The organism is Oceanibacterium hippocampi, assembly GCF_900172325.1.
GTDB classification, from domain to species: domain Bacteria; phylum Pseudomonadota; class Alphaproteobacteria; order Sneathiellales; family Sneathiellaceae; genus Oceanibacterium; species Oceanibacterium hippocampi.
This window is the reverse complement of record NZ_FWFR01000002.1, coordinates 134398-147300: the sequence shown is the minus strand read 5'-3', so window position 1 is coordinate 147300 and position 12903 is coordinate 134398. Positions and strand designations below refer to the sequence as shown.

Here is a 12903-nt window from a genome sequence, read left to right as displayed (position 1 = left end):
TATCCCTCAACGCCCGATGCCGGCGCAGATATCGTTCCTATATAGGGGGGATCGAGGCAGCCGCGCCAACCACTTGTCCGCGATGCCCGGAGATCCGATGTGACCGGGGTCTCAAGAACCGTTGCAATGCGAAACGACATGGGGAAATAAAGTGCTCGCCAAGAAGGCAACCTGGATGCCGCGATCATGAATGCGAAACGACGGAAACGGCGGCCCGCCGACGATATCGACGAAAGCGGCCTCGGACGCCTCATGCAGCCGGCCCCGAAGGCGGGCTTCCTGGCGCGGCTGCGCGCCTACATGTTCACCGGCATCGTCGTCGTCGCGCCGATCGCGATCACCGTCTACCTCGCCTGGACGCTGATTCACTTCGTCGACAGCCAGATCACGCCGCTGATACCGGACCGCTACAATCCGGAAACCTATCTGCCCTTCACCCTGCCCGGGATCGGCCTGCTGGCGCTGCTGGTGATGCTGACCCTGGTCGGTTTCCTGACGGCGAACATCCTCGGCCGGGCGATCGTCGGCTTCGGCGAACGCATGGTCGGCCGCATGCCGGTGATCCGCACGGTTTACCGGACCTTCAAGCAGATCTTCGAATCGGTGCTCGCCCAGTCGAACTCGTTCCGCGAGGTCGTGCTGGTCGAGTATCCGCGGCCGGGCCTGTGGGCCGTCGCCTTCCTCACCAGCGAGGAAACCCATCATCTCGGGCTCGAGGGCGACAACGACATGGTCGCGATGTTCCTGCCGACGACGCCGAACCCGACATCGGGATTCCTGCTGTTCGCGCCGCGCGCCGACCTGATCTTTCTGGACATGACGGTCGAGGAGGGCGTGAAGCTCGTGATTTCCGCAGGCATGGTCTGGCCCGACGCTGATGGCGAATCCGCGGTCGTTGTCGGGGGCAAGGGCGATGCGACCCAACGCGTCGCGGCGAAGAAGGGCGAGTCCGTCCGGGCCGCCGACGAAGGCGACGGAGAAATCGCCGGCGACGCCGGCCGGGGCTAGCCCGAGGCGATAGTCTCCACGACGCTGTCGCGGGCGAACAGGTAGAGCAGCACCCGGAGCGCCGAGCCGCGCTCCCCAGCGAGGTCGGGGTCGCGCTCCAGGATGAGCTTCGCATCGTCCCGGGCGGCCAGCATCAGCGACTGATGGGCCCCGAGGTCGGCGAGGCGGAACTGCGGCAGCCCGCTCTGACGGGTCCCGAGCAATTCGCCGGCGCCGCGCAGCCGGAGATCCTCTTCCGCGATCAGGAAGCCGTCGTCGGTCTGACGCATGATCTCCAGCCGCGCCCGCATCGTCTCGCCGAGCGGCGGGGTGTAGAGCAGCAGGCAGTGCGAGGCGTCCTGACCGCGCCCGACCCGGCCGCGCAACTGATGCAACTGGGCAAGGCCGAACCGTTCCGCGCCCTCGATCACCATCACCGTCGCCTCGGGCACGTCGACGCCGACCTCGATCACCGTCGTTGCCACCAGCAACTGCACCTCGCCGGCGGCAAAGGCGGTCATCGCCGCGTCTTTCTCGGCGGCCGGCATCTGGCCATGGACGAGCCCGACCGAGACCCGCCCGGCCAGCCTGAGGCGGAGATCGGCGGCACGGGCCTCGGCGGCTGCCCGGTCGTCGGTTTCCGATTCGGCGACCAGCGGGCAAACCCAGTAGGCGCGGGCACCGCGGGCGAGCAGGGCGGCAAGCCGTTCGATCACGTCGTCGATGCGGTCGTTGCCCAGCACACGGGTATCGACCGGCTGCCGGCCGGGCGGCTTCTCGCGGAGCTGGGAGACATCCATGTCGCCGTAGGCGGTCAGGGTCAGGGTGCGCGGTATCGGCGTCGCCGTCATCACCAGGACATGGGCGGCGCCCTCCGGGCCGCGCGTCTTGGCCTGCAGCGCGAGGCGCTGGTGCACGCCGAAGCGATGCTGCTCGTCGATCACGACGAGACCGAGATCGCGGAATCGCACATCGTCCTGGAACAGCGCGTGGGTGCCGACCAGCAGGTCAATTTCGCCGGCGGCGAGCGCCTCCAGCAACGCCGCCCGCTTCCGCCCCTTGTCACGGCCGGTGAGCAGCGCCAGCCGCATGCCAGCCGCCTCGCAAAGCGGCGTCAGGCTGGCCAGGTGCTGGCGCGCGAGGATCTCGGTCGGCGCCATCAGGGCTGCCTGGGCGCCGGCCTCCACCGCCTGGGCGATGGCGAGCAGCGCGACCACGGTCTTGCCGCTGCCGACATCGCCCTGCAGGAGCCGCAGCATGCGGTTGCCGGAGCGGAGATCGGCGCCGATCTCGGCCAGCGCCATGTCCTGGGCCGAGGTCAGCCGGTAGGGCAGGGCCGCCTGGATGGCGGCGGTGATCCGGCCGTTGGCGGCGAGCGGCCGCCCCTTGCGGCGGCGCACGGCCCGGCGCACGAGGGCGAGCGCAAGCTGGTTGGCGAGCAGTTCGTCATAGGCGAGGCGGCTCCGCGCCGGCGCGGCGGCAGCCAGATCGTCCCGTTCGGTCGGCGCGTGCGCGGCCAGCAGGGCCGGCTTCCAGTCGGTCCAGCCCTGTTTCGCCTTGTAGGCCGGGTCGAGCCAGTCGGGGAGCGTCGGCAGATCGGCGAGCGCCGCCCGGACGGCCTTTGCCAGCACCCGGTTGCTCAACCCCGCGGTCAGCGGATAGACCGCCTCGACCGGCGGGATACCGGTCCGGTCGTCGGGCGCGACAACATAGTCGGGATGGGTCATCTGCGCCTCGCCGCCGAACGCCTCGACGCGGCCGCTTACCAGCCGCGCCTGGCCCTCGGGCAGCAACCGGCGGAGATAATCCTCGCGCCCGTTGAAATAGACGAGGGTGAGCGTACCGCTCGCATCCTCGCAGCGGACCCGGTAGGGGGCCCGGCGATGGCGGGAGGGCACATGGTCCAGCACCGTGACGGCGATCGTCGCGATCCGGCCCGGCTCGGCCTCGGCGATAGTCGGCCGGTAGCGGCGGTCGATCAGGTCGGCCGGCAGATGCCAGAGCAGGTCGACCACCGTCTCGCCGGCGAGACGGGCCAGCGGCTTCTGCAGGCGCGGACCGATTCCGGGCAGGGCGGTGATCTCGCGGAAGAGCGGAAAGAGGATTTCTGGGCGCATGGCCTCGTCGCCGGTTCGGTGCGGGCGGACGATAACCCGTGGGCGCGCCGGCTCCAAGCGGCTGCGTCCACGCCGGCGGCCGGAACGCCGCCTCCGGGGGTGACAGTGACGGCCGGGGCGCCTATATCCTGTCCCTTCGACGTGACGACGGCCGGAGCCTGCCAGATGCCCGAGGATATCGAGATCCGCCGCAAGCGAATCTACTACCGCGCGACCCATACCGGGATGAAGGAGACCGACCTGATGCTCGGTCGCTTCTCCCGGAGATATCTCTCCGAGATGGACCACCATCTGCTCGATCTGCTCGAGGCCCTGATGGATGCCGGCGATCCGAATATCTATGCCTGGATCAGCGGTCGCGTGCCGGTGCCGCCCGAATACGATACCGAGCTCATGGCGCGTCTGAAGGAATTCGAAGTGCACAGCGCAGGCTGAACTGCCGCCTGTTCCTCAGCCTTGCTGCAGGATATTCGTCGTATGGTGCTGAAAAAACTGGATCTTCTCCTCAGCGGACCGGGTCGTTGGCGGATCGACGGGGTCGCCGAAGGGTTCGATGCCCGCCTGCTGGCCGAGATTGCCGCTGCCGCCGGCCGCGACGTGCTCTACGTGGTGCGCGAGGATACCCGCATGGCGGCGGTCGTCCAGGCCCTGCGCTTCTTCGCGCCCGGCCTCGACGTTCTCGTCTTTCCCGCCTGGGACTGCCAGCCCTACGACCGGGTCTCGCCGAGGGCCGAGATCTCGGCCCGGCGGATGGAAGCGCTGAGCCGGCTGCTCGAACCGGCGAAGCGGGGACGGGTGCTGGTGACGACGGTCAACGCGGCGCTGCAACGCGTGCCGCCGCGTGACGTGGTGCAGGCCGGATCCTTCCCGATCGCCGCCGGCAGCGCGCTCGACCAGGAGGCGCTGAAGGGCTACCTCGGGCGCAACGGCTTCGAGCGCGTCGGCACGGTGACCGAGGCTGGGCAGTATGCCGTTCGCGGCGGCCTGATCGACGTCTTCCCGCCGGGCTCGGATGAGCCGCTCCGGCTCGACCTGTTCGGCGACCACCTGGAAAACCTGCGGCGCTTCGATCCGCTCAGCCAGCGAACCAGCGGCAGTCTCGAACGCTTCGACCTCGTGCCGGCCCGGGAATTCGCTCTCGACGACGACTCGATCGCCCGGTTCCGCCAAGGCTATCGCGAACTTTTCGGCTCGGCCAGCGACGACCCGCTCTACGAGGCGATCTCCGAGGGGCGCGCCTATGCCGGCATGGAACACTGGCTGCCGCTGTTCCACGAGCGCCTGGAAACGCTGTTCGACTATGTGCCCGAGGCGGTCGCCGTCACCGATCACCTGACCGCCGAGGCCCGCGAGGCACGGCACGCCACGATTGCCGACCATTTCGCCTCGCGCAGCGAGATGGCGGCGACAAGCGGTTCGCTTTACCGGCCGCTGCCGCCGGAAGCGCTCTATCTCGACGACGCGGAATGGAACCGTTCACTCGGTGGACGCGTCGTGCTCGACTTCTCCCCCTATGCCGGGGACAGCGATGCCGAGCAGTCGGTGGTCGATGCAGGGGGACGGCGAGGGCGTGACTTCGCGCCGGAAAGAAAACTTCAGAAAGTCAATATTTACGACGCGTTACGCGGCCATGTTGACAAGTTGCGCAAGGCCAGGAAGCGCGTCCTGTTCGCCAGCTACAGCGGCGGGGCGCGCACCCGGCTGGCCCAGGTGCTGCGCGATCACGAGATCCAGCCGCTCGCCGAGGTCGAGGATTTTGCCGCCGTCGACCGTCTCGACGCGGACATGGTTGCGCTCGCCGTGCTCGGCCTGGAACATGGTTTCGAGACCGACCGGCTCGCCGTCATCACCGAGCAGGACGTGCTAGGCGATCGCCTGGTGCGGCCACGCTCGTCACGGCGGGCGGAGAATTTCATCGCCGAGGCCTCGCAGCTCAATCCCGGCGATCTGGTCGTTCATATCGACCACGGCATCGGCCGCTACGAGGGCCTGCGGACGCTCGACATATCCGGCGCCGCGCACGACTGCCTGCTGATCGAGTATGACGGCGGCGACAAGCTCTATGTCCCGGTCGAGAATATCGAGATGCTGTCGCGATACGGCTCGCAGGACGCGGTTGTCGCGCTCGACAAGCTCGGCGGCGCCGGCTGGCAGGCGCGCAAGGCGCGGCTGAAGGAACGGGTCCGCGAGATCGCCGACAACCTGATCCGGACCGCCGCCGAACGCGAACTCAGGATCGCCCCGCGGATCGCCCCGCCGGACGGCATCTACCAGGAATTCTGCGCCCGCTTCCCGTTCGAGGAGACCGAGGACCAGCAGCGCGCGATCAACGACATCCAGGATGACCTGGCCCGCGGCAAACCCATGGACCGCCTGGTTTGCGGTGACGTCGGCTTCGGCAAGACCGAGGTGGCGCTGCGCGCCGCCTTCGTTGTCGCCATGAGCGGCCGACAGGTTGCGGTGATCGCGCCGACGACGCTGCTCGCCCGCCAGCATTTCAAGACCTTCCGGGAACGCTTTGCCGGACTGCCGGTCAACATCGCGCAATTGTCCCGGCTGGTCGGACCGAAGGAGGCCCGCGAGACTCGCAAGAAGCTCGAGAGCGGCGAACTCGACATCATCGTCGGCACCCATGCGCTGCTCGGCAAGAGCGTCGCCTTCCGCGATCTCGGGCTGATGATCGTCGACGAGGAGCAGCATTTCGGGGTGTCCCACAAGGAACGCCTGAAGCAGCTCCGCGCGGACGTCCACGTGCTGACGCTGACCGCGACGCCGATTCCGCGCACCCTGCAGCTCGCGATGAGCGGGCTGAAGGAACTGTCGCTGATCGCGACACCGCCGGTCGACCGCCTGGCGGTCCGCACCTTCGTCTTGCCGTTCGACCCGGTGGTCATCCGCGAGGCGCTGCTGCGCGAGCATTACCGCGGCGGCCAGAGCTTCTACGTCTGCCCGCGGATCGCCGATCTGGCCGAGGTCGGCGATTTCCTGCGCCAGCATGTGCCGGAAGTGAAATTCGTCACCGCGCACGGGCAGATGCCGCCGGCCGAGCTTGAAACGGTGATGAACGCCTTCTACGACGGCGCCTACGACGTGCTGGTCTCGACCAATATCGTCGAATCCGGGCTCGACATCCCGACCGCCAATACCCTGATCGTGCATCGCTCGGACATGTACGGACTGGCCCAGCTCTACCAGCTCCGCGGCCGGATCGGCCGCGCCAAGCTGCGCGCCTATGCCTATCTCAGCCTGCCGCCGCGCAAGACCCTGACCGAGGCGGCCGACCGGCGGCTTCGCGTCCTGCAGTCGCTCGACGGGCTCGGTGCCGGCTTCACCCTGGCCAGTCACGACCTGGACATTCGCGGCGGCGGAAACCTGCTCGGCGAGGAGCAGTCAGGCCATATCCGCGAGGTCGGTTTCGAACTCTATCAGCAGATGCTGGAGGAGGCGGTGGCGGCCGCCCGGGCAGGCGATCGCGGCATCGCGCCGGCGGACGAGAAATGGGCGCCGGCGATCAATCTCGGCACCGCGGTGCTGATACCGGAAACCTATGTCTCGGACCTGGCGCTTCGCCTGGGCCTCTACCGCCGGGTCGCGGCACTCGAGAACCGGGTCGAGATCGACGCCTTCGCCGCCGAGCTGATCGACCGTTTCGGGCCGCTGCCCGACGAGGTCGAGCATCTGCTCCAGGTGGTGACCATCAAGCGCTATTGCCGGGAAGCGAATATCGAGAAGCTGGAGGCCGGACCAAAGGGCGCGACGCTCGCCTTCCGGGGCAACAGCTTTGCCAATCCGGGCGGCCTCGTCGCCTTCATCTCGCAGCAGAACGCGACCGCGAAACTGCGGCCGGACCACACGCTGGTCTACATGCGGCAATGGCCGGACCAGGACGACCGGCTGAAGGGGGCGCTCTACCTGGTTCGGGAGCTGGCGAAGGTCGCGGCGGTCGCCGAAGCGGCCGCCTGACACCCGGCCGGGTTCAGTCGGCGGCGGCGGGCGGGTTCTTCCGATCCTGCTCGATCCGCTCGAAAACCTGCAGGAAGACCTCCGGATCCTGCGCGCCCGAGACCGCGTACTGGCGGTTGAAGATGAAGAACGGGACCCCGTTGATGCCCATCTGGCGGGCCGAGGCGTCCTCCTCCCGGATACGGTCGCGGTCCGAGTCGCCGGCCAGCAGGTCGCGCACCAGCGCCGCGTCCATGCCGGCTCCGGCGGCAACCTCGGTCAGCACCTCGGCCGATCCGATATCCCGGTTCTCGATGAAATAGGCGCGGAACAACGCCTCGCTGACCTCGTTCTGCAGCCCGGTCGAATGCGACCAGTGGATCAGGCGATGCGAATCGATGGTGTTCGGCGACCGCGGAATGCCCGCGAAATCGAGGTCCAGGCCGGCCCGGCGCGCCGCCGCCTCGATCTGCCCGTAGACCTTGCCGGCCGCCTCCGCGCCGCCGAACTTGGCGGCCAGATAGGTCGCCCGGTCCATTCCCTCCGCCGGCATGTCCGGATTGAGCTGAAAGGCCCGCCAGTGAATGTCGGGTTTCAGGTCCGGGCGTTGGGCGAGCGCCGCCTCGAGCTTGCGCTTGCCGATATAGCACCAGGGACAGACGGTGTCGGAGACGATGTCGATCTGCATGGCGGAATCCTATCGGAGCGGAGCGGGGGAGGAAAGGCCACATCGCTCACATCTGCGGGAGCCTCCGCGCCGACCGCCGCTTGACGGCCGCGGGCCGGTCAGGGGATACATTCGGCCAACCTGATCGACAATTCGCGAGTGGAGCGCAGAGCGTGACCAATCCCTTTCGACTAGACGGCAAGACGGCGCTGGTGACCGGCGCGTCCTCCGGCCTCGGCTGGCGCTTCGCGCAGGTACTGGCACGCGCCGGCGCGCATGTCGGGATCACCGCCCGACGCACCGACCGGCTCGAGGAACTGGCGACCGAGATTCGCGCCTTCGATGGCAGGGCGATGCCGTTCCGCATGGACGTGACCGACAATGCCTCGATCGAGGCGGCCGTCGAGGCGGTCGAGACCGAACTCGGCCCGATCGACATCCTGATCAACAATTCGGGGGTTTCGCGCGAAGGCCTCGCCGTCGACCTGAGCGAGGACGACTACGACTTCGTCATGAACACGAACGTCAAGGGCGCCTTCTTCGTCGCCCAGGCGGTGGCGAAGCGGATGATCCCGCGCGGTCGCGGCGGTCGGATCGTCAATATCGCCTCGATCGCCGGGCTTCGCACACTGCCGACGCTGTCGGTCTATTGCATGTCGAAGGCGGCGGTGATTCACATGACCCGGTCGCTGGCCCATGAATGGACCCGCTACGGCATCAACGTGAACGCGATCTGCCCCGGCTATGTCGAGACCGAAATGAATCGCGACTACTGGGAAACGGAAGGCGGGCGCAAGCTGATCTCGAAACTGCCGCGCCGCCGGCTCGGCAATGTCGACGACCTGGACGGCGCGCTGATGCTCATGGTCGCCGAGGAATCCCGCTTCATCAACGGGGCGATCCTGCCGGTCGACGACGGCCTCACGGTCATGCTCTGAGCGCCACCGACTGCTACCGGCTGGCAGCGGCGAGATTCCACTTAAAGATTCGTTAGGACCTTCCTCCACATCCTGACGGCGGGAAGATTCTGGATACGGCCTCTCGCGAGGAGGGGCAGGGTGAAACGCGAATCCGGCGGCCCCAGGCCGCATGACGAGGCCGTCTCCGCGCGGCGCACGGGCGCTCCCGCATTGCCTGCGGGAAGACCCGGCGACGCGGCGGAATTCCGCTTCGAACAGCGAATCGAGAAGGCGCTCGACGGGGTCATCGAACCGACCGCGAAGATCGCCCGCCTGCTCGACCTCAGCGCCGAGCTGTCCGAATCCTGGGCGCTGGAGCGTCTCGGCAGACGCATCCTCGCCGTGCTGCACGATCCCCCCCGGCCGACGCTCTTCTTCGACGAAAGCGGCGCGTTGGTCGATCGTCTCCGGCAACTCCGCGCCCTGCAGGAGGCGGTTACCGAATGCCCACTGCCGGAACCCGTGCGGAGGGAGATCGGCGACCGGCTCGACGCATTCGCCGTCCTCAACCTGGACCGGCAACGGCTCTTCAAGAAGCTTGCGGACCGCCGCGGCGCCCGCCCGGAGAAGGCACTCGCCATCGTCCGGCTGTGGCGCGCGGGCGCCTTCACCCGCGGTGCCGCCGAAGCCGCGGCGCGGCGCGAGATCGGCCGCTATGTCCGGCACGGGCGATTCGCCGACGACGCCCGGAGCTGCTGGGCTGCGGGAGATTCCACAAGTGCGTGGCGGGAACTCTCGGGCGGTCTCGAGGAGCTTGGGATCCGTCTCGATCGCCGACGCTGACACGGCGCCCCGTTCTTCCGAGACCGTCCGGACGCCGGCCCGGGAACAGCAGGTCCTGCCGCAGCAATCGGATTCTCTAAAAGTTTTTCGACTACAAGTTGTTGTCGTGAGAGTTTGGCTTTACCATTTCATCCCCATGACGGGAGCGGACGCGGATGCGTGCCGACCCGTCGGCAGCACCCGGTAATCGGCGAGAACGGCCGGGTGCGGAAGGATGGGTGTCGATGGCAATCCCGACGGAATATTCGGAGCGGCGCCGGATCTCACACCGCGGCACGATCGCGCTCATAGCGCTGGTGGCGGCCGCCGGCTGGCTGATGCTCATTCTTGCGGCCGAGGCAGCTCTCGACGCAGGCCATTCACTGATCGCACAACTGTCCGACGACACATCGACCGAGTCGGTCACCGGTTCCGATTCGGAGGATATCCTGTCGCCGGAAGCACTTCAGCGCCCGCAGGACATCGCGCCCGCCGCCGGCTCGGCGGACAATCCGGCGCATTAGCCCGGCATTCGCGGTCGATACCGCCTTCAGGTGCCGTAGATCGCCTCGCTTCGCGGGTAATATTTGGTGACTTTACGCGGATCGCCGCTCGTCCGTCTTGGGTGGCGCGGATCGGGATGCTATTCTGTCGGACGCAGTAGCGAAGCGGAGTTTTCAGGATTTCCGAGCAATTCAGCAGGGCCGACAGGGAGCGTTTCCACAACCTCCTGAAGATGGCGGCAGAGAGCCCCTTTGCGGGCGAGCGAGCCAATGCGCTTGCCGCCGCCGAGCGGCTTGCCGCGCGTTTCGGCATGACCCTCGACGAGGCCGCGCGTTCGGACGCCGCCGCGCCGGCGCAGGAGCGCAAGAAGACCGGCGGACGCGGGTTCGCCTTCTGGGAACGCGAACTCGCCGAGTTCATGCTGCTGCTCGACTACCGGATCCTGCTCGACAAGAAGCGCCGCGCGGCCTCGCTGAAGGCGGCGGAGGAACGCGGCCTCGACGCCGCCGAACGGCGACCGGCCCGGATCGCCAACCGCACCGTCCGGCGTAACGGCCGCCGGCTCGAGCCGCTCCGTCACGCCCGCGTGCTGCTGACCGAAACCTCGCTTCGCTTTTCCGAGATCGCCGAACTGACCGGGCTCGACATGTATACCGTCGTCGGCGAGAAACTGAAGCTTCGCCGCCAGCGCTGAGGCGCGCCGGCGGCGGCCGCCGCTTCGACCCGGCCCCGTGTTTCAGGCCCGGGCGGCTTTCGCTTCGCGACGGCGGGCATGGAGGATCGGTTCGGTATAGCCGCTCGGCTGCTCGCGCCCCTTGAAGACCAGGTCGCAGGCGGCCCTGAAGGCGACGCTGTTGTCGAGATCGTCCGCCATCGCACGGTACCCGTCGTCGCCGGCATTCTGGCGGTCGACGACCGCCGCCATCCGGCGCATCGTGGCGGTCACCTGATCGGCGTCGCAAATCCCGTGATACAGCCAGTTGGCGATGTGCTGGCTGGAGATCCGCAGGGTCGCGCGGTCCTCCATCAGTCCGACATCGTTGATGTCCGGCACCTTCGAACAGCCGACGCCCTGGTCGATCCAGCGCACGACATAGCCGAGGATGCCTTGCGCGTTGTTGTCGAGTTCGGCCTGTATCTCCTCGGCCCGCCAGTTGGCGCCGGCGGCCAGCGGCAGCGTGAGGATATCGTCGAGGCTGGCGCGGCCCCGGCCGGCCAGCTCGGCCTGCCGGGCACGCACGTCGACCCGGTGATAATGGATCGCGTGCAGCGTCGCGGCGGTCGGCGAGGGGACCCACGCGCAGTTCGCGCCGGCCATCGGATGGGCGCCCTTCTGGGCGAGCATCTCGGCCATCTCGTCCGGCTTCGGCCACATGCCCTTGCCGATCTGCGCGCGCCCCGGCAGCCCGCATTCGAGGCCGATATCGACGTTCCAGTTCTCGTAGGCGGCGATCCAGCGTTCGCCCTTCATCGCCTCCTTGCGGACCACCGGTCCGGCTTCCATCGAGGTGTGGATCTCGTCGCCGGTGCGGTCGAGGAAACCGGTGTTGATGAAGACCAGCCGGTCGGCGACGGCGCGGATGCATTCCTTGAGATTGACCGTCGTCCGCCGCTCCTCGTCCATCACGCCGATCTTCATCGTGTAGCGGGCGAGCCCGAGCGCCTGTTCGACCCGGTCGAACAGGGTGCCGGCAAAGGCCACCTCGTCGGGGCCGTGCATCTTCGGCTTGACGATATAGATGCTGCCGGTGCGGCTGTTGCGCGGACGGTCGCCGGCCTGGAGATCGTGCAGCGCGGCGAAGGCGGTGAGCGCGGCGTCGAGGAAGCCTTCCGGAACCTCGGCGCCGTTCGCGTCGAGCACCGCGTCGCTGGTCATCAGATGGCCGACATTGCGGACCAGCAGCAGGCTGCGGCCCGGCAGCGTCAGTTGGCTTCCGTCCGGCGCCCGGTAGACCCGGTCAGGGGCGAGACGGCGGATGAAGCTCCTGTCGCCCTTCGACATTTCCTCGGTCAGCGTGCCCTTCATCAGGCCGAGCCAGTTGCGGTAGACCGCGACCTTGTCCTCGGCATCGACGGCGGCGACCGAATCCTCGCAATCCTGGATCGTCGTCAGCGCCGCCTCGAGAATCACGTCGCTGACCCCGGCCGGATGGCCGCGACCGACCGGATGGTCGCGATCGATGACGATCTCCGCGTGCAATCCGTGGTTCTCGAGAAGCACCGCCTCCAGCGGATCGTCGCCGCGGTGGCCGACGAACTGACCGGGTCGGGCGAGGCCGGTTTCGCCGCCACCGGACAGCCGGACAACCAGACGGCCCTTGTCGACGCGGTACTCGACCGCGTCACCGTGACTGCCGCCTTCAAGCGGCGCCGCCTCGTCAAGGAAGGCCGAGGCCCGTTCGATCACCCGCGCCCCCCGCTTCGGATTGTAGGCGCGGCCCTTTTCCAGACCGTCGTCCTCGGCAATCGCGTCGGTACCGTAAAGCGCATCGAACAGGCTGCCCCAGCGGGCGTTGGCGGCGTTGAGGGCGTAGCGGGCGTTGGAAACCGGAACCACCAGCTGCGGTCCGGCAACCGAGGCGATTTCCGGATCGACATTGGCGGTGCGGATCGTGAAGGCGTCGCCCTCGGGCACCAGGTATCCGATCTCGGTGAGAAAGGCGCGATAGGCGGCCGGATCGTGCGGCACGTCGCGCCGGTCCCGGTGCCACGCGTCGATCCGGGTCTGCAGGGTTTCGCGGACGGCCAGCAATTCCGCATTGCGGGGCCCGAGATCACGGACGATCGCCGCGAAGTCGGCCCAGAACGCGTCCGCGTCGATCCCGGTCCCCGGCGCGATTTCGTCCGAGACCAGTTCGTACAGGGGTCGGGCGATCGCCAGGCCGTGGCGTTCGACGCGTTTGCTCATCACTCTCTTCCTTCGTTTCGCGGCCCGGCCGTCCGGGGCAGTCAAGTTCGGCGGCAA

At 68.0% G+C, this 12903-nt stretch carries 10 protein-coding genes; 7 read left to right on the top strand and 3 right to left on the bottom strand.

Going from position 1 to position 12903, the window contains the following annotated elements; all coding sequences use genetic code 11:
- Positions 1–186 precede the first annotated feature (186 nt).
- Positions 187–1008 carry a DUF502 domain-containing protein gene (locus OCH7691_RS11685; RefSeq protein WP_217807943.1) on the top strand — a complete coding sequence of 274 codons (822 nt, stop codon included), beginning with the start codon at positions 187–189 and terminating at the stop codon, positions 1006–1008.
- On the opposite strand, the gene recG is transcribed toward OCH7691_RS11685, so the two are convergent.
- Positions 1005–3104, bottom strand: a complete 2100-nt coding sequence (gene recG, locus OCH7691_RS11680) for an ATP-dependent DNA helicase RecG (RefSeq protein WP_085883726.1) — start codon at positions 3102–3104, stop codon at positions 1005–1007. The genes OCH7691_RS11685 and recG overlap by 4 nt on opposite strands.
- 165 nt (positions 3105–3269) lie before the next feature.
- Here recG and OCH7691_RS11675 point away from each other — a divergent pair, with 165 nt between their 5' ends.
- Positions 3270–3539 (top strand): succinate dehydrogenase assembly factor 2, encoded by a 270-nt coding sequence (locus OCH7691_RS11675; RefSeq protein ID WP_139839668.1) that lies wholly within the window; start codon positions 3270–3272, stop codon positions 3537–3539.
- A gap of 42 nt (positions 3540–3581) precedes the next feature.
- The gene (mfd, locus tag OCH7691_RS11670; RefSeq protein WP_085883724.1) at positions 3582–7067 is read left to right on the top strand and encodes a transcription-repair coupling factor; all 3486 of its coding nucleotides are present in this window, start codon (positions 3582–3584) and stop codon (positions 7065–7067) included.
- Between the two features lie 13 nt (positions 7068–7080).
- Here mfd and OCH7691_RS11665 read toward each other — a convergent pair whose 3' ends face one another.
- Positions 7081–7734 (bottom strand): DsbA family oxidoreductase, encoded by a 654-nt coding sequence (locus OCH7691_RS11665; RefSeq protein WP_085883723.1) that lies wholly within the window; start codon positions 7732–7734, stop codon positions 7081–7083.
- Positions 7735–7886: 152 nt separating this feature from the next.
- Here OCH7691_RS11665 and OCH7691_RS11660 point away from each other — a divergent pair, with 152 nt between their 5' ends.
- The 4 genes from OCH7691_RS11660 (at position 7887) to OCH7691_RS11645 (ending at position 10632) form a co-directional block, all read left to right on the top strand.
- A complete protein-coding gene (locus OCH7691_RS11660) occupies positions 7887–8651 on the top strand; it encodes an SDR family oxidoreductase (protein WP_085883722.1) in 765 nt (254 codons plus the stop codon).
- A gap of 120 nt (positions 8652–8771) precedes the next feature.
- Positions 8772–9455: a hypothetical protein gene (locus OCH7691_RS11655; RefSeq protein ID WP_085883721.1), complete on the top strand. Its 684-nt coding sequence runs from the start codon at positions 8772–8774 to the stop codon at positions 9453–9455.
- Positions 9456–9610: 155 nt separating this feature from the next.
- Positions 9611–9958 carry a hypothetical protein gene (locus OCH7691_RS11650; protein ID WP_139839667.1) on the top strand — a complete coding sequence of 116 codons (348 nt, stop codon included), beginning with the start codon at positions 9611–9613 and terminating at the stop codon, positions 9956–9958.
- Positions 9959–10170: 212 nt separating this feature from the next.
- Positions 10171–10632 carry a hypothetical protein gene (locus OCH7691_RS11645; protein WP_085883719.1) on the top strand — a complete coding sequence of 154 codons (462 nt, stop codon included), beginning with the start codon at positions 10171–10173 and terminating at the stop codon, positions 10630–10632.
- A 42-nt stretch (positions 10633–10674) separates the two neighbouring features.
- Here the strand turns inward: OCH7691_RS11645 and OCH7691_RS11640 are convergent, their stop codons facing one another.
- Positions 10675–12846, bottom strand: coding sequence for a malate synthase G (locus OCH7691_RS11640; protein WP_085883718.1), 2172 nt, complete (start codon positions 12844–12846; stop codon positions 10675–10677).
- Between the last annotated feature and the right edge of the window lie 57 nt (positions 12847–12903).